Source organism: Microcystis sp. LE19-8.1F (assembly GCF_027531715.1).
GTDB classification, from domain to species: Bacteria; Cyanobacteriota; Cyanobacteriia; order Cyanobacteriales; family Microcystaceae; genus Microcystis; species Microcystis wesenbergii_A.
Map to the genome: position 1 here is coordinate 22,927 of NZ_JAPZSO010000198.1, position 16,950 is coordinate 39,876.

A 16,950-nucleotide genomic window follows, 5' to 3' on the forward strand; every position below is an offset into this window, starting at 1 on the left:
AGTCGTGCAAAATTAATTTCCTAGTGAAGATAGGCAAGAGGCACTCTTGCAAGAGGCAAGAGGTGTTTAGATATGTGTAATTAATTTTGCTTAGGTACTTAGCTAAAAAAAGATGTATCTACTTGACAAAATCAAAAATGGAAACTTGCTATTGATTCTTCCATTCTCGACCCCTAATATATTTCTATTATTTCCCTCTCAATTCTAGCATTTTAAACACCTCTTGCGCCACTCGATCGCAACTGCCCACCGTTCCTAAACCGGCCCTAGTTTCTGCGTATTCATCTAACATTTTTTGCCGACGTTGCTGATTTAATAATAGGTCTAGACATTCCTGCATAATTCTTTCCGGGTTAGCTTCCTCTTGTAATAATTCGGGAACAATTTCTCGCATTAAAACTAAATTTACCGGTGAGACAAATGGCACAGAAAACTTCATAATATTGCGGGCAATCCAAGCAGTAATTGCACTTAAACGGTAAACCACCACCTGCGGCACGTTTAACAAAGCAATTTCGAGATTAACTGTACCAGACTTAGCCACAGCCAGATCGGCGGCGGCAATGGCTTCTAAAGTCTGATCTCGTTCCATAATCACCGCATTTAATCCATATTCCGCCACTAATTCTCGCATTTTTGGTTCGTATAAAGCTAAGGGAACGGGAATTAAAAACTTAATATCGGGAATTTTTTCCTGTAATTTTTGGGCAGCAGCGCACACCGTCGGCACGAGATATTTAAACTCCTGTTGACGGGAAGCGGGTAACAAAGCAATCACCGTTTCTTCGGGTTTTATTGCCCATTTTTGCCGCATTTCTTGGCGATTGGGAGCATTGGCCATACGATCAACTAAAGGATGTCCCACCCAAGTTACTGGTAAACCTTTTGCTTCAAAAAAACGGGCTTCGGCAGGAAAAATTGCCAATAATTTATCGGTGACGGCGATTAATTTTTCCGTATTAAATAACTTTTCTGCTGTGGCCCTTAGTTTAGCTGAGGGAATATTTTCTTCCGACCAAATCCACACCTGTGGGGCAATATAATAAATAATTGGCACCTGGGGAATAATTTTTTTAGCCGATTGACCGATCGCCACATTTGCCCCCACATAATCAATTAAAATAATCAGATCGGGGGGATGATCTCTAAAAAACTCTTTTGCCCGTTTTTGTAGTTGTAAAGTTGGCCAAATAAAGGGGATAGATTCAATTAATCCCATGGCAGCCAATCGAGTGGTTTTACCCAACATTTTCGCCCCGGCTAACTCCATGCGATCACCGCCGAGGGCAAAAATTTCTAACTCAATTGCCTGGGTTTTAGCTAGTTTAAAAAGGGATTCAATCAGCATCGCTGCCTGTAAATCACCCGATACCTCACCCGTACTAATAAATATACGCATTTGGATAATTATTTGATAATAAAAGAATTCAGGAGTCAGGAGTCAGGAGTCGGGAGATAGGAGTCAGGATTCAGGAGATAGGAGTCAGGAGACAGGAGATTATTTTTATTTATTCTTCCCACTTCCCCACTTCCCCATCACCCCACACCCCACATCCCACACCCCACACCCCATACCCCATACCCTGTTCCTCAATCAAGAAATTATTTCCCCGGAATTAAACCGCGACGTTTTTCTCCTGTGGTAGAGGATTGTAAAAATTGACAGAGATGTTGAACGTGGGGATTATCGGTTAAGAGAGAAACTTGTTCTAAAGCCTCCTGAAGATTTATATTAGAACGATAGATAATCCGAAAAGCTTTTTTCAGTAAAGCTAGATCTTCATCGGTAAAACCGGCCCTTTGTAAACCGACTAAATTAAGAGTTCGCACGCGACAGGGATTGCCTTCCACTAAAGTAAAAGGGGGAACATCGCGATCAATACGACTCATTCCTCCTAACATGGCCATTTTGCCAATATGAACAAATTGATGTACTCCTAAAACCCCCCCGATAACTGCTTTTGATTCGATCTGGACATGACCGGCCAAGGCGACACTATTAGCGATAATAATGTTATCTTGCAAAATACAATTATGGGCAACGTGAACATAGGCCATTAATAAATTATTATTGCCAATTTGGGTAACTTCTCCCGTATCCGTGGCACGATTAATCGTGACAAACTCGCGAATTTGGTTATGATCACCAATTTCTACGCTACTTTCGCCCCCTTTATACTTTAAATCCTGTGGTTCATTACCAATAACAGCCCCGGAAAAAATATGATTACCCTTGCCAATTTTGGTCGGACCCTCAATGACCACATGGGCATCAATAATTGTATCAGCTTCAATTTCCACATTGGCCCCGATCACAGCATAGGGGCCAACTTTAACCTTGGGATCAAGTTTTGCCGACGGATGGATAACCGCAGTGGGGTGGATTAACGTATTCAAAGGGAAGTCTCCCGCGCTCAACTTCGTCACTGTATGAATCATGGTATAGCTTATCCTATATTGGACAGATTGTGATCAAGATTGATAGCGGTTGCTTAGGGAGGGGACGACTTTAATGGGGAACCAGAACCCGATAAACTATTAACCAGATTCTCTTGGTTCTCCCGTCCCTCCCATCCTGATAAAAAATATATGAGTAATAATAGACCTAAAATCATAGTCTTAGATGACGACCCGACAGGTTCCCAAACAGTCCATAGTTGTCTGTTATTGATGCGGTGGGATGAAGATACTCTCCGCTTGGGATTGGCAGATAATGCGCCAATTTTCTTTGTTTTGACCAATACTCGCGCTTTAACCCCCGAAAAAGCCGAGTCTGTCACGCGAGAAGTCTGTCATAACCTGAAAACTGCCTTAACTAAAGAGGGAATCGAGGATTTTTTGGTGGTTAGTCGTTCCGATTCTACCCTGCGCGGGCATTATCCGATCGAAACTGATGTTATTGCCGAAGAATTGGGCGGTTTTGATGCTCATTTCCTGATTCCGGCCTTTTTTGAGGGGGGCAGAATCACTCGCGATAGTATTCACTATTTAATCATCGATGGCGTTCCCACTCCTGTCCACGAGACGGAATTCGCTCGCGATTCGGTTTTTGCCTACCATTACAGTTATCTGCCGGATTATGTGGAGGAGAAAACCCAAGGTAGAATTCAAGCAGATGACGTGGAGAGATTTTTACTGACAGATATCCGTCAAGGTAGTTTAGAAAGACTGCAAAAGCTCAAAAATAATCAATGTGGGGTGGTAGATGGGGAAACTCAAGCGGATCTCGATCGCTTTGCTGAAGATATTTTAACCGCCGCAGGGGAGGGAAAAAAATTTTTATTCCGTAGTGCCGCCAGTATTTTAACTTCTTTGGCTAATTTAGGAACTCAACCGATCGCGCCCGAATCTATGGGTAAGTATAAGCCCACGGGGGAAGCCGGGGCAATTATCGTCGGTTCCCACGTCAAAAAAACTAGCCAACAATTAGATGAACTGCTTCAACAACCCAACACCGTCGGAGTCGAAATCGATGTGACGGCATTGCGCGATCGTCCCGACCAACGAGAGCAACTCCTAGCACAAGCTCTGGAAAAAGTCAAGCTTATTCACAAAAATAAACAAACCCCCGTGATCTATACCAGTCGGCAAGAGTTAACCTTTGCCTCTGTGCAGAAACGTCTTGATTTTGGGGTTGCCGTTTCCACCCTGTTAATGGACATTGTTAAGGGTTTACCCAGTGACATCAGTTTTTTAATCAGTAAAGGCGGAATTACCTCCAATGATGTCTTAAGCACGGGTTTAAGCCTGCAATCGGCCCGTTTACTCGGTCAGATTCTCCCCGGTGTCTCCATGGTTCGCACAGCAGCCGATCATCCCCTCTTTCCTAATTTACCCGTGGTTCTTTTCCCGGGTAACGTCGGTGATGTGCAAGCTTTAGCCACAGTTTATCAGCGTTTGTGTCAATAACCGATTTGCTATCAAGGAAGGATCGAGAAAGCGGATTTTTGGGGAAGAGATTCGCTTCCTCACCGCCCAAATAACGATATAGAGGCATATTTTCAGAAGCAGCCGCGAATTTTAGGCGTACAGGGTATATTTTCCCGCAAAAATCCCCCTCTCTGGGGAGAAGGGGAAAAATAAACCCAAGATTAACCCTGCACCATCACCGAGGCAGCGGCAGCCACACCGGCGCCGGGGGTGACACCTTCCACACCTAACTCGATTAAAGTCGCTTCAATGGCAGCGATAACCGTGAGGATATCCCTCTCACTAGCAAAACCTAAATGACCGATACGGAAGATTTTACCCTTGAGGTGATCCTGACCACCAGCCACAGCGATGTCGAACTTTTTATTGAGAGTCGAACGAATTTTTTCCGCATCCACCAGAGTGGGGGCCACCGCAGTAATCGCCGTGGAAGCCCAGGAATCCGCCGCGTAGAGGGGCAAATCCAGGGCGCGCATACCGGCCCGCGTCATCTTCGTTAAGCGTTGGTGACGGGCGAAAATTGCCGCTAATCCCTCCCTTCTCATCATTTGCAGAGAAGCTTGTAAACCGTACATCAGGTTAATTGGAGGGGTAAAGGGGGAACTATCCTCATCGGTAGCTTTTTTGTATTTGCCTAAATCTAGATAAAAACGGGGCAGTTTGGCGGTTTCGTAGGCTTTCCAAGCTTTTTTACTTACGGAAACAAAACCTAAACCGGGGGGAATCATATAACCTTTCTGGGAACCAGAACCGACCACATCTAAACCCCATTCATCGATGGGGATATGATAAGCTCCTAAACTGGTGACAGCATCGACGATGATTAAAGCTTCCCCGTGGTTTTTTACCGCTTTGTTAATGCTTTCCAAGTCATTGAGAACCCCGGTGGAAGTTTCCGAATGGGTGATAATTACCGCTTTGATGGCTTTTTCCTTGTCTTCGGTCAGTTTAGCGGTAAATGCTTCTGGATCTAGGGGTTTACCCCATTCTGCCTTAACTACATCCACATTTAAACCGTATGCTTTCGCGACTTTCGCCCAACGTTCCCCAAATTTACCATTATCCCCCACCAAAACTCGATCGCCGGGGCTGAGAAAATTAATAATTCCCGCTTCCATGACACCGGTTCCCGAAGCGGTTAACATTAAGACATCGCCACTGGTTTGATGCAACCATTTGAGATTTTCGGTTAATTCGGCGATTACCTTGCTAAAAGCACCCGTCCGATGACCTATCGGTGCTTTAGCCATAGCCAATAATACCGCTTCCGGCACTGGTGTGGGGCCGGGAATCATCAACATATTTTTATTTTCCATGGTTCGTCCTCTCTCGTTGGGCCATATTTAACAAAGATAAAAAACCAAATCTCGATCGCATCAATTCTGAGGAGATGATTTAAGATTCGGCAAACTCTGATTATATCCCGGTACTCATTCTTCAGGAGATAGGAGTCAGTCCCGATGCCAAAGTTGGCACCGCCAAACATGAAAATATTCTGATCCTAAATCCGGTGATTAAAAACTGATTATTTATTCCCCCTTTTGCAGGAGTGCCTCTCCTGATATGTAGCCTATACTCAGGGTGTTTAGTATTACTTCAGATCTGATACTCAATCCAAGCTTTTGGGGGGTTCTACCCCCCAAACCCCTAGGGTTGATTCATAGTAGGGTTGATTCATGAATCAACCCTACCCACTTCCCCACTTCCTAACTCCTATTCCCGATTTTCAAAGAGTTTCTGGATACCTGCGGCAGGATCGGGCAGTTTTACCAAAGATTCGCCGATTAGAACCGCATTTGCTCCTGCTTGCTTCACTTTCGCCAGATCTGTTGCTGTGTGTAATCCCGATTCGCTGACGATCAGAATACCTTTTTCTCGCACCTTTTCGCCCCTGGCTTCTAGTAATTGGCGAGTATTGTCTAAATCGACTTTAAATGTCTCTAAATTGCGGTTATTGATGCCGATTAGTTCGATTCCCTCAATGGCTAACACTCGATCGAATTCGGCCAGACTATGCACCTCTACCAAAGCTGTCATCCCTAAACCCTTGACAATTTTGACAAAATATGCTAGGTCTTGATCGCTTAAAATAGCGGCAATTAAAAGGACAGCATCGGCTCCTTTAGAGCGAGCGTAGTAGATTTGATAGGGATAAAGGATAAATTCCTTGCATAGTAGGGGTAAAGATACCGCTTGCCGGACGAGGCTAAGATTTTCGTAACTACCTTGAAAAAACTTACTATCGGTTAAAACCGATAAACAAGTGGCCCCACCCCGTTCATAGGTACGGGCGATCGCTACAGGATCAAAATCTTCCCGGATGACTCCCTTGCTAGGGGAAGCTTTTTTCACTTCGGCAATCAAAGCGGGTTGGGTTTTACCCTGTTTTAAGGCGGCTAAAAAGTGGCAAGGTGGCGCAGTATTGGCTATTTTTTGGCGTAATTCCGATAAAGGCAACTTTTCGCGCAATTTATCGACTTCGATCTCCTTATGCCAAACGATTTCTTCTAAAATATTTTGTGGTTGTGCCTCTGGCACTTTCACCACATAACTCAAACTCTCAACTTTGACGGCAGGATTGGGGTGTTTTCTTCGGATCTGCATTGTTTCACTGTCCAGAGTGTGAACAGTGATTAGTTTAACAGTGATTAGTTATCGGTAATTGAAATAGAGACGGGGAAAACCACGTCTCTACAGATATTTATCTATAACTTTTGTGGACATTCCCAGTCTTCACCTAAAGGCTATTGCATAGCTTCGATCGAACGTTCTAAAATTTTATCTTGGAGTTTTTCGTCTTCTTGACGATTTTCAGTTAATAAAACCCGCGCTTTCGCAGTTTCTGCCTCCCCTTCCCCTAAAAGCTCCTCCGTACGAGTTAAGACATTTTCTTCGAGCATTCCCTCTGCTTGTCGTTCTTGGGTTAAATTAAGACGTGCTTTTTCTTGAATATTCATAAATTTACCCTTGCCACAGGTGCGATCAACTTCTACCTTCAGTCTGACACAAATTTAGTATTCCGTATCATTAACTACAGAAAAATTTAGAATCTTACCTATGAAACTGAGATTTAGGTATTTGTTCTCATTCCTCAAATGGACAGGGATCGATCGACCTCAAGCTATACAATAAAACCTATGGAACAATTCCCCAGCGTAATCAAGCTTGTATATCGGGCGAATAATGATCGATTGCCTAAGCCAACAGATTTCTTGACAGTATCCGACTCTATCGTAATATCCTATTTGCAGAGCTTATGACCAAAGGTAATTTAAACGATCTCATCCGTACAGAAGCTAATAAAGAGGTAGAATCCCAACCCTCTCCTTCTGTCAAACGTTCTAAGGAAACTAACGCCACCTTACAGGCAAAAATTAACGACTTGACGGCAGAATTAGAAAAAACCGAGAAAAATCAGCAAACTCTCCAAGAAAAAGTTATTTCTCTGGAAAAAGAACTTCAAGAACATCTAGAACTATCTGTCAGTTTACAGCAGTTACAACAACAGACCGAGCAGTTACAATCTGTCCTCTCGGAAAAAACTACTTTGGTGGCACAATTATCGAGTCAATTAAGTCAATCCCAGACGGAATTAACCGAGAAAAAACAGTTAATTGAAAAACTATCGAGTCAATTAAGTAAGACAGAAACAGAACTGACTGAGAAAAAACAGTTAATTGAAAAATTATCGAGTCAATTAAGTAAGACAGAAACAGAACTGACTGAGAAAAAACAGTTGATTGAAAAATTATATAATCAAATTAAAACCCTAGAAAATAGTCCCACCCCCACTCCTGAATCCTCACCAATTATCAAACCTGCGCCGAAGAAACCCAGTCTTTATAACTTTGAAATGGCAACTTTAGCCCGTTATATTGCCCCCAATCCTACCCCCACAGAGTTAACGGATTCCGAAATCGGTTGGTTCGATTAATTATGGCTAGTAAAAATCAAGAACAACAACATCCACAGGAAAGACTCGATCGCCCGATTGTTGATCAGCTGCTGCAATCAGAACCCAATGATTTAAACTTAGCTGAATGCGCTCGTTTACGCATACGTTATCAAAACTTTCCGGGGGCAAGAGAAATCCAAAGAGATTTAGATTTAATCCTAGAAAAATGGCAGTTAGATGAAGCTAGTTTATGGGCAAAAACTCGACAACTGCACAGTCACGGACAAGTGTATCAAATTCGCCAAACCGAGGAGCAACAGGATTGGAGTTAAATTGCAGCAGTTATCTTAATGGTGCGAGAGGAAAAATAAAACCTATAATTTGATTTTATCTAATAATCTCTGAAAACGATTTTTTGGTTTGCTTGCCTGCGGATCTGCGGGGGGATTAGGATCATCTAGATAACGATAATATTTCCAGATATCCCAGTAGGGACAACCGGGTTCGATGCGAATTCCTGCCCAATGTAAATATTTTAAGGGCTGATTTAATCTCGGATCGATTAAGATATTCCCCTGACGTTGAAAATGAGAACTTCCCCCCCAATTTCCCGCTTGACAACCCGGGGCGCGGACAATATTAAATCGATTGGGAACTCGTTTGAGAATGGTATAATTAATAATCGGTTGATCGGAGGTTTTTTGAGAAAAATCAAAATATTCTGGATGAGCGGCACATTCTTGAAAAGCACTATATAATTCCTGTTCTGAGAACAGATTCTTTTTACTAGCCCAAAAACCACCGTTAAACATCCCAGTTAGATCATTTTCTGTGAAGATTCCTTGTTCTAAAACAAGCGGATTAAAGACGTTAGTAATCCCTTTTTTGTGTTGGTAATCACAGCAGAGAAAATCGTAGGTATCGAGGAAATTTAGATTATCTATTATTTTTTCAAAAACTACGATATCCGTATCGATATAAAGAAATTGATCTAATTCTCCAAACCAACACACCTGCTTGCGAAATTGATTGGGACGAGCAAAGAATTTTTCTCCAAAAATATCGTAGATTTTCTGGGCTAATTCTTCCACTAATTGCAGATCGGGATAGAGAATAACCCCGTATTTTTCTGCCAATAAATCGGCAATTTGTTGATAATTATTGTCGTAGGGAATCAAGATGACGGGAGAATCGGGATCGTACAAGCGAATACTATTCATCAATGCGATCGCCTGATCGATAACTCGATCGTTAGCGGTAATGTAAATTCCTCGCTTCATAAATATCCTCGGGGTAAGAGTTAAGTAGTCGTGCAAAATTAATTTCCCAGTCGAGACAGGAGACAGGAGAAGGGATCAGATTTGAGTTTTTAGTTTACTGTTTACTGTTCACTGATAACTGATAACTGAGAGGAGATGTCTGGAAGGGATCATAGCCGATCGATCTTTCTCTGTCAACTCTCAAAGTTGATGCGTTTACTTAAACAGTTTTTTCTTAAGTTTAGCGAGGGAACTCTGTATCCATAATTTTTTAAGTCGCAGGGGTTCTAAACCTTCTATATCAGCCGGATAGCGTTTTTTAATATCAAAGAAATCATTAATTTCTCTTAAAATTGTTTCAAAACGTGGTAGTAATTTTTCGGGATGATAATCATCGAGAAAATTAGCAGGTAAAGAATTAACGGGAAAATTACGGGCATAATTAAGAATACGTTCCAGATCGTATTGAGTGGAATAGGCCCCGATTTTTTGACAATTGAAACCGGGATCGAGATAATCGGCTAAGGCGCTATTGACGCTAGAAAATACCGTACAACCACAGGCTAAAGCTTCCAGGGGCGGTAAGCCAAAACCCTCGGTTAAACCGTTTACAGCCCAATATTCAGCCGAATCGTAGAGATAAACCCGACTGCGATTGAATAATCCCACTAAATCCTCCACATAGCTATCTAAAACCTTAACGCGACAGTGGGGACGGAGGGCGGGAACTAGACGATTGAGAAGATACTTTGAGGATTTGCGCCCCTGTACTAGGACATCGATATCCCTTTCTAAGCCTAAATTGAGAAATTCTGAGCCAATTTGATTAGGAAGATAGTAAATCAAAGCATTAGGAGCTTTTTCTCCCCAATAACCCATAGTATTGCGGCTAACGGTGATAATTGGTATTTGGGAGGGTAAACGGAAACCGTAACCTGTACTATGGGCATGATAAATGATATTATGCGATCGCAATCTTGGCACCAGTTTAGGCAGATCAAAACCCCAGCTAACCACAAAAATACTGTCATCCGAGCTTATTTTCGCGAGTATATCCTCTAAAAAAGGATAATTTAACTCTTTTTGACGATAAGTCACAATCTGGGCGGTACAAATTTGACTAGCCAAATTGACAGTTTTCATTTCTGCCCACAGTCCACCCCCACCAAAAGGAGAAGTAGTACCGGGCAAGAGAAAATAGAGGTTTCTCATCAGGATAATAGAAGTTTTGGTTAAGCGTTAGTCGTAAGACTTGGCTATTATTGATCAGAACCGTGCCTGAGACTTTCACCTCAGACGGCTCCTAGTTTGACTGCTCCATTGTTAAGGATACAGCTTGTCTTAGGCGCTTGGAATATCCTCTTTTGGAAGTACCGGTTTCCCGCTGATGAGAAAGGCTGTAACTGAATATTAGAAGATAGGGAGATGAGAGCTTTTTTGCTGTGATCGGTAAACAGTAATCAGTGAACTGAAAACTGAAAACTGAAAACTGAAAACTGACCGGTATAATGGGGGAGAAAACCGGAAAAAATCGATGTCTAGCCTTCCAGAAACCGATAATCCCAGCTACAAGGGCATCTTAGAGGCATTAAACCATTTAATCACCGTTGTTGCCCGTTTACGAGACCCAGAAAGCGGCTGTCCTTGGGATTTAGCCCAAACCCCAGCAACCCTGATTCCCTACGTTATCGAAGAAGCTTATGAGGTGGTAGCGGCAATTAAAAGCGGTGATAAAACTGCCATTGCCGAGGAATTAGGCGATTTACTGCTACAGGTGGTTTTACAAGCTCAAATTGCCAGTGATGAGGGTAATTTTAGCCTAGAAGAAGTGGCTAGAGGCATCACCGATAAATTAATTCGTCGTCATCCCCACGTTTTTGGAGATCTATCCCTAGAAAATCCCGAACAGGTGCGTCAAAATTGGGAGAAAATCAAAGCTGAGGAAAAAAATGACCCGACTATTAGCGGCAAATTAACTCGTTATGCCCAAACTTTACCACCCTTGATCGGGGCGATGAAAATTTCTCGGCAAGCGGCGCGAGTCGGTTTTGAGTGGGAAAATATCGCGGGAGTCTGGGAAAAATTCGGCGAAGAGTTGGCAGAATGGCAAGATTCCCTAGAATCGGGCGATAAAGAGCATCAACAGGCAGAATTAGGCGATTTACTCTTTACTATTGTTAATCTTGCTCGCTGGTATAATTTAGACCCCAGTATCGCTTTACAAGAGACTAATCTGCGTTTTATTCAACGTTTTTCCCTAGTGGAATCTGTGGCGGAAAAGCCTCTCCATGACTATACACTAGAGGAATTAACAGTTTTCTGGCAGCAAGCGAAGGCTAAGTTACACCAACCATCATCCGGGCAATAATGCAAGAGCAAGAAATTAATAAGGACAAATCCAAGAGTTTTTGGGCTTCTATTCGAGAAAATCTGCAAATTATCACTATAGCTTTAGTTTTAGCCCTACTGATCCGCACTTTTGTCGCCGAACCTCGTTTTATCCCCTCTGATTCTATGTTACCCACCTTAGCACAGGGCGATCGCTTAGTAGTGGAAAAACTTTCCTACGATTTCCATCCTCCTCGACGGGGGGATATCGTCGTCTTTGAACCGCCAGCACAATTACAATTACAGGGATACCAAAAGAACCAAGCTTTTATTAAAAGAGTGATTGCCACAGCAGGGGATGTAATTGCTGTCAAGGAGGGCAAAATTTATCTGAATAATCAACCCTTGTCAGAGGATTATATTCTCGAACCCCCTCAATATAATTTAATGCCTTTGCTCGTGCCGGAAAATAATTTATTTGTCATGGGAGATAATCGCAATAATAGCAATGACTCCCATATCTGGGGGTTTTTACCAGAAAATAACGTGATTGGTCGGGCGTTTTTTCGCTTTTTTCCTTTTAATCGTTTGGGGATTTTAGGGGGGAATAGCTAATACTAAATCCTGTTTAGAAGGTATAGGGGAGCGGGGAGCGGGGAGCGGGGAGAAACAATTCATAACTTAGGAGTTAATCACACTATTAAAAACGGATTTGGTATAACAGGAATTTTTAGTCCCGATACCCCAAACAAAAAAGCGATCGAATGACTGATCACAAACATCTAAGGGACTTCCAAAAAATAAACTATTCATTCTCAAGAATAATAATCATTCTCGGAGTGTGGGTGGGAGGGGTCGATGCCCCCTCCTTCCCGATTTTGTAGTAGAATTAATCCTGTACATTATTAATCAAGTTTTTCCTTTTAAGTGTATATGGAATTAACTGATTCCCTCAAGAAATTGCTCAGTGAAACTGCACTTCAATTAAAAGGTGCAGCTAAAAGAAGATTCATGGCGCAAACAGTCTTAGAATTTGGCTATGGGGGACAAACCCTTGCTTCACAGGAATTAGGCTGGAATCGAACTACTATTCGTCAAGGAATTAAAGAACTAAAAAGAGGCATTACTTGTGTTGATAATCATTCAGCTAAGGGTCGGAAAAAGGCAGAAGAACATTGACCTTTTCTATGAGAAGACATCAAAAGTTTAGTGGATTCTCAAAGCCAAACTGACCCAAGTTTTAAAAGCCAAAGGCTTTATGTGAGACTGAGGGCAGCCCAAGTCCGAAAGCAATTAATTTCTAAATATAGGTACAGTGATGAGGATTTACCGACCGAGGAAACTATTCGGGTTAAATTAAATAATTTAGGTTATCGTCTGAAAAGAGTAGCTAAAGTTTTACCTCAAAAAAAATTCCAGAAACCGCGGCAATCTTTGATGAATTAGCTAACATTAATCGGGAAGCGGATGAAGACCCTACGATGTTACGTCTTAGTTTAGATGCCAAAGCCCGTGTTAATATTGGACTGTTTGATCGAGGAGGTAAAAATAGAATAACTGTCAAAACAAACGAGCATGATTTTAATCCGAAAACAACCCTAACTCCTTAGGGAATATTTCTTCCAGAATTTGATGAGTTGTTTTTGTATTTCACTGACTCCACAGTCACCAGTGACTTTATTGTTGATACATTAGAGGATTTCTGGGAGTCTGAAAAATATCGTTTTGAGAAAATTAAAAGTTTGATAATTAATCAAGATAATCGCCCAGAAAATAATTCGAGACGAACTCAGTTTATGAAACGTATAGTTGAGTTTTACAAAAAATATCAAGTTGATATACGTTTAGCTTACTATCCCCCCTACCATAGTAAATATAATCCTATTGAACGAACCTGGGCTGTGTTAGAAAACCATTGGAATGGGAGTATTTTAGATGAAATCGAAACAGCTTTGAAATTCGCCAAAACTATGACTTGGAAAGGAAAACACCCGATTGTTAAGTTGATTACTGAAACTTACGAAAAAGGAGTAAAGCTTACTAAAAAAGCCAGGGAAAAAATTGAAGAAAAAATCGAACGTCTCACAGAATCAACGAATCAAGACTTTCCCAATTTGGGCCAATGGTTTATTGATATCTATTATGATAAGACCTAGTTTGTAGTTAACTAAGATGGTTGGCTAAAAACTGTCTTTGATTCTTTAAGTTGTCCTTGTTATACTCGAAAAAGCTCGGAAGTATAAAAGTTTATGCTGCCTATTTTTTCGGAAAAATAGGTTGTAATGGGAGACTCTTTGTTTTCCTAGACAAAAATAATTAGGGCTGGCTGAAAATTACTGGAAGCCTTACTAGAAAACGGTTTTGGGACTTTTTTAGCCAAAAAAGTGCAAGAGACAAACGTTGAGAAATCGATCCGAGGGACTCAAAACCCTGGCACTTTCCGGAGGCGATTGCAAAGGGTTCTGCTTCCCAGTGCGCGAGGTTATTCTGTTATTGGGACCGCCCCGACCGACTCCCCAGACTCCTGACTCCCCAGACTCCTAACCCCACCAACAAACTTTTTGCCGCAAACCCTAGTTACTCACGACAATCGCATTTTAGATATTGCTGACCGCCTTATTCAGATGGAAGATGGTCGGCTAAAAACACTGAAACTGCCAGATTTATAACTGAAATTCCCCTTTGACAAAAGACCATAACCTGTGCAGTATCTGATGCCCCGTTACCTGCCGCAAATCAAGGAAACCTCGGTTCTTGTTACTTGGTATGGTTCGATAGTCCCCTGCTGTGCCGCTTCCGGCGTTGCCTGTTTCCTAAAACCCAGAATTCGTACCTCATCATTAAAATAACTGCTATGGTAGAAAGGCTGTAAATCTGTTCTCATGCCCTTTTAAGTCGCAAAAAAGCTCTTTAACCGTTGTCGCAGCCAAGAGACGGGATTTTTCAGGTCTTCGGAGTCTAAAATCCCCATTTCTCGCAATTTCTGCTGACATTCGCCCAATTCCTCTTGACGTTGGGCGAGTGCCTGAGTGAATTCCTCCGCTAGAGCCGGATAAGTAGTGATAGGATGCTGAAACCCCTGACGATCGAGCAAAAATAACAAGGTTTCCCCCACTGCTTGCATAGTGGTGGGAGAGGGAATCTCTAATATTAACGGTAATTCCCCAAAATATTGACCTTTATTAAAAGCAAAAATTTTACGACTGATTTTATCGTTTTCATAAAAAGCATCCACTTGTCCCTGCAAAACAATACAGAAATAATTAGTTCTTTCTCCCTGTCTAATTAAAATCTCCCCGTCCTGGAGATGTTTACGACAACCCATTTCAATTAATACACGCAATTGCAGCTCGTTAAAATGTTTAAAGTAACTCACCTCCAAGGTGATTTCTGCTCAAGAAGATACCTGATAGATTAAAATAGGGAAAATGGCGAGTAGGAAAGAAAAAAATGGTGTCTATGCCAGAAGATACAGCCTTAACCCCCTCTCAAATCGAAGACTTACGTTTTGCAGCTAAAAAGATGACGGGAGCTTCTCGGCGAGCCTTTCAAGGGAGGATTTGTCAAAAGTATTTTGAAGGGAATGCCAGAAAAACGGAAAAAATCTTGGGTTGGGGGCTCCCGAGCAGTCCAATGGGGATTAGAAGAACAAAGAAGCGGAATAATATGTGTTGGGCGACAGTCAACTCATAGTGGAGCGAAAAAATGGGAAGAGAAACAACCCGAAGCTGCCGAGTCTTTAAGAAAAATAGCCGAGTCATACGCACAACAAAATCCAACATTTAATAACCCCATTGCTGATACTCGAATGACGGCTTCTGAGGCGAGAAAACAATTAAAATTATTGGGATATAAAGAGAGTCAAATTCCTTGTCTAAGCACAAGGGCAGTGGTGTTAAATAGAATGGGCTATCGGTTAAGAAAAGTAGTAAAAGCTCAACCTAAAAAAAAATCCCAGAAACCGATGCTATCTTCTTAAACTTAAAGAAAAGAGATGAAGAAAATTCGGAAAAAGTGAAGCGGATTAGCATGGACTGTAAAGCGACAGTAGAACTGGGAGAATATTACCGTGGCGGCAAAACCAGAGGAAATAATCAGGCTCAAGATCATGATTTAGGAGAAAAAGAAAAATCTATTCCCTGTGGCATTGTTGATGAGGATAAGGGACAACTTTATCTTAACTTTGGAGGTTCTTAAAAAACGAGTGACTTTATGGTAGATAGTCTATATCAATGGTGGGAAACCCTGAGGGAAACCGAAAAACAAGCAACAGAAATTATTCAAATAAAAATGGATAATGGCTTATTGGGACTTAAACAAATTTTAAGCCCAAACAAGACCTAAACTGGCTTTGTAAGCGGCAAACACATCCAGATTCTCGGTCAGCCATTCAAAGAAACGAAAAGACATCGCTGTCCGAAAAGCTTCCAAGGCTTCCACAAAAGTGTTTAAAGGTCGATTCGCCCACCGCCTTTGCAATCCCCCAGTTAACTTATGCCACAAGATAAATGTATAGGCACAAAACCCCAAGATAAAATGACGAAGTAAGCTTCGTTTATCCCTGACTTGATATTCCCTTAACCCTAACCATCCTTTGGCTTCTCGGTAGAATACTTCCACCCAATTTCTTTCGGTGTAAGTCCTCACTATCCACGACGCTGTTACTGTATCTGCCTCAACTACATTGGTGATAAAATAGTCCACCTCTGTTGCTTTTTCAATTGAACTTGCATTCATGACGATAGCCAAGTTCCTTTCTCCTTCTAGTTGAGATATTTTCGCTCTGAATACCGCTACCCAAACCGTTTTCTCTTTATCTAGATTTAGGGTGATTTTCTCCCAATCCTTTTCTGATAGGCTTTTTGCTAGTTGCTCAAGCTGGATTGTTTCTTCCACACCCCCTTCTTTTTCAATAATTACTTTTCGATTTTTTGCCAATCCTCCTAAGTATTTTAGCTTTCTTTCTTCCAGGGCTTTTAGAAAACTCGTGTTATTGCCATAGCCAGCATCTATTAACCCGATTTTCGGTCGATAGCCTCTGGTTAAGCTCCGGTCAATTAAATCTATCGCTATCTCTGGTTTCTTCTGAAATTCTTTGTCTTCTTTCCCCTCGGCTAAGGAACTAGCCGGTTGATAAATTTCAATGTCTAGGGGTACACTTTTTTTGCCGTCGTTGAGATGAGTAGTTACGGCGACTATTCCGTTGTCTGTCTTGCCAATTTCTCCCGAGTACTGCCTGCCAACTCTGGCGGTCAGATTGCCACTTTTTCGATGTCCTGAGTCATCGACAATCAGCGTAAATCCTCGGGGGATTTGCGTCTGGCGGCATTGGTTCATCACTTGCAAGCGACATTCATTTACCTGACGGTCTGACCAGGGCGATTCGGTCAAAAAGTGATGTAATCGGTTATAAACTACTCCGACGGCATTATTGGCCATTTGAGTGAGGTTTTTCCTCTCACTTTCCCCTAATAATCCTCCTAAATATTGTCTGAAGCCGTTTTTTTGCGCTTCGTTTTTGAAGCAATTGTCAAACCG

At 41.9% G+C, this 16,950-nt stretch carries 16 protein-coding genes and 3 pseudogenes; 9 read left to right on the forward strand and 10 right to left on the reverse strand.

Annotated features, from left to right (window positions below; all coding sequences use genetic code 11):
- Positions 1 to 187: 187 nt before the first annotated feature.
- Positions 188 to 1,399, reverse strand: a complete 1,212-nt coding sequence (lpxB, locus tag O9334_RS18545) for a lipid-A-disaccharide synthase (protein WP_045356593.1) — start codon at positions 1,397 to 1,399, stop codon at positions 188 to 190.
- Between the two features lie 203 nt (positions 1,400 to 1,602).
- Positions 1,603 to 2,439 carry an acyl-ACP--UDP-N-acetylglucosamine O-acyltransferase gene (lpxA, locus tag O9334_RS18550; protein ID WP_002764806.1) on the reverse strand — a complete coding sequence of 279 codons (837 nt, stop codon included), beginning with the start codon at positions 2,437 to 2,439 and terminating at the stop codon, positions 1,603 to 1,605.
- A 150-nt stretch (positions 2,440 to 2,589) separates the two neighbouring features.
- Here lpxA and O9334_RS18555 point away from each other — a divergent pair, with 150 nt between their 5' ends.
- Positions 2,590 to 3,909 carry a four-carbon acid sugar kinase family protein gene (locus O9334_RS18555; protein WP_288001734.1) on the forward strand — a complete coding sequence of 440 codons (1,320 nt, stop codon included), beginning with the start codon at positions 2,590 to 2,592 and terminating at the stop codon, positions 3,907 to 3,909.
- A gap of 182 nt (positions 3,910 to 4,091) precedes the next feature.
- Here O9334_RS18555 and O9334_RS18560 read toward each other — a convergent pair whose 3' ends face one another.
- The 3 genes from O9334_RS18560 to O9334_RS18570 all read right to left on the reverse strand — a co-directional run bounded on the left by O9334_RS18560 (position 4,092) and on the right by O9334_RS18570 (position 6,887).
- On the reverse strand, positions 4,092 to 5,246 hold the full coding sequence (locus tag O9334_RS18560) for a pyridoxal-phosphate-dependent aminotransferase family protein (protein WP_045356596.1): 1,155 nt from the start codon (positions 5,244 to 5,246) through the stop codon (positions 4,092 to 4,094).
- A gap of 397 nt (positions 5,247 to 5,643) precedes the next feature.
- A complete protein-coding gene (trpC, locus tag O9334_RS18565; RefSeq protein WP_288001738.1) occupies positions 5,644 to 6,534 on the reverse strand; it encodes an indole-3-glycerol phosphate synthase TrpC in 891 nt (296 codons plus the stop codon).
- 140 nt (positions 6,535 to 6,674) lie between these two features.
- Positions 6,675 to 6,887 carry a hypothetical protein gene (locus tag O9334_RS18570; RefSeq protein ID WP_002760983.1) on the reverse strand — a complete coding sequence of 71 codons (213 nt, stop codon included), beginning with the start codon at positions 6,885 to 6,887 and terminating at the stop codon, positions 6,675 to 6,677.
- A 299-nt stretch (positions 6,888 to 7,186) separates the two neighbouring features.
- Between O9334_RS18570 and O9334_RS18575 the strand changes: the two genes are divergently transcribed.
- Together O9334_RS18575 and O9334_RS18580 are read left to right on the forward strand one after the other, a co-directional pair.
- A complete protein-coding gene (locus O9334_RS18575; RefSeq protein WP_288001741.1) occupies positions 7,187 to 7,864 on the forward strand; it encodes a coiled-coil domain-containing protein in 678 nt (225 codons plus the stop codon).
- A gap of 2 nt (positions 7,865 to 7,866) precedes the next feature.
- The gene (locus O9334_RS18580; RefSeq protein WP_002767861.1) at positions 7,867 to 8,157 is read left to right on the forward strand and encodes a DUF3288 family protein; all 291 of its coding nucleotides are present in this window, start codon (positions 7,867 to 7,869) and stop codon (positions 8,155 to 8,157) included.
- A 42-nt stretch (positions 8,158 to 8,199) separates the two neighbouring features.
- Here O9334_RS18580 and O9334_RS18585 read toward each other — a convergent pair whose 3' ends face one another.
- Positions 8,200 to 9,105, reverse strand: coding sequence for an Npun_R2821/Npun_R2822 family protein (locus tag O9334_RS18585; RefSeq protein WP_045356604.1), 906 nt, complete (start codon positions 9,103 to 9,105; stop codon positions 8,200 to 8,202).
- Between the two features lie 195 nt (positions 9,106 to 9,300).
- On the reverse strand, positions 9,301 to 10,296 hold the full coding sequence (locus O9334_RS18590) for a glycosyltransferase (protein ID WP_045356605.1): 996 nt from the start codon (positions 10,294 to 10,296) through the stop codon (positions 9,301 to 9,303).
- A gap of 322 nt (positions 10,297 to 10,618) precedes the next feature.
- Between O9334_RS18590 and mazG the strand changes: the two genes are divergently transcribed.
- The 4 genes and pseudogenes from mazG to O9334_RS18610 form a co-directional block, all read left to right on the forward strand.
- The gene (mazG, locus tag O9334_RS18595) at positions 10,619 to 11,452 is read left to right on the forward strand and encodes a nucleoside triphosphate pyrophosphohydrolase (RefSeq protein ID WP_045356606.1); all 834 of its coding nucleotides are present in this window, start codon (positions 10,619 to 10,621) and stop codon (positions 11,450 to 11,452) included.
- Positions 11,452 to 12,027 (forward strand): signal peptidase I, encoded by a 576-nt coding sequence (gene lepB, locus O9334_RS18600; protein WP_190380887.1) that lies wholly within the window; start codon positions 11,452 to 11,454, stop codon positions 12,025 to 12,027. The genes mazG and lepB overlap by 1 nt, the downstream gene beginning before the upstream one ends.
- A gap of 318 nt (positions 12,028 to 12,345) precedes the next feature.
- A pseudogene (locus O9334_RS18605) lies at positions 12,346 to 13,568 on the forward strand (ISAzo13 family transposase).
- Positions 13,569 to 13,985: 417 nt separating this feature from the next.
- Positions 13,986 to 14,081: pseudogene (locus tag O9334_RS18610) on the forward strand (ABC transporter ATP-binding protein); the annotation flags it as partial.
- A gap of 53 nt (positions 14,082 to 14,134) precedes the next feature.
- Here the strand turns inward: O9334_RS18610 and O9334_RS18615 are convergent.
- The gene (locus O9334_RS18615; protein WP_190381772.1) at positions 14,135 to 14,296 is read right to left on the reverse strand and encodes a hypothetical protein; all 162 of its coding nucleotides are present in this window, start codon (positions 14,294 to 14,296) and stop codon (positions 14,135 to 14,137) included.
- 6 nt (positions 14,297 to 14,302) lie between these two features.
- The gene (locus O9334_RS18620) at positions 14,303 to 14,737 is read right to left on the reverse strand and encodes a cyclic nucleotide-binding domain-containing protein (protein ID WP_242017408.1); all 435 of its coding nucleotides are present in this window, start codon (positions 14,735 to 14,737) and stop codon (positions 14,303 to 14,305) included.
- A 258-nt stretch (positions 14,738 to 14,995) separates the two neighbouring features.
- Here O9334_RS18620 and O9334_RS23225 point away from each other — a divergent pair.
- Together O9334_RS23225 and O9334_RS18635 are read left to right on the forward strand one after the other, a co-directional pair.
- Positions 14,996 to 15,609: pseudogene (locus O9334_RS23225) on the forward strand (ISAzo13-like element transposase-related protein).
- A 15-nt stretch (positions 15,610 to 15,624) separates the two neighbouring features.
- The gene (locus O9334_RS18635; RefSeq protein ID WP_288001749.1) at positions 15,625 to 15,756 is read left to right on the forward strand and encodes a hypothetical protein; all 132 of its coding nucleotides are present in this window, start codon (positions 15,625 to 15,627) and stop codon (positions 15,754 to 15,756) included.
- Here O9334_RS18635 and O9334_RS18640 read toward each other — a convergent pair.
- Positions 15,736 to 16,950, reverse strand: a 1,215-nt coding sequence (locus tag O9334_RS18640; RefSeq protein ID WP_288001751.1) for an IS701 family transposase, incomplete at its 5' end; no start/stop codon positions are given. The genes O9334_RS18635 and O9334_RS18640 overlap by 21 nt on opposite strands.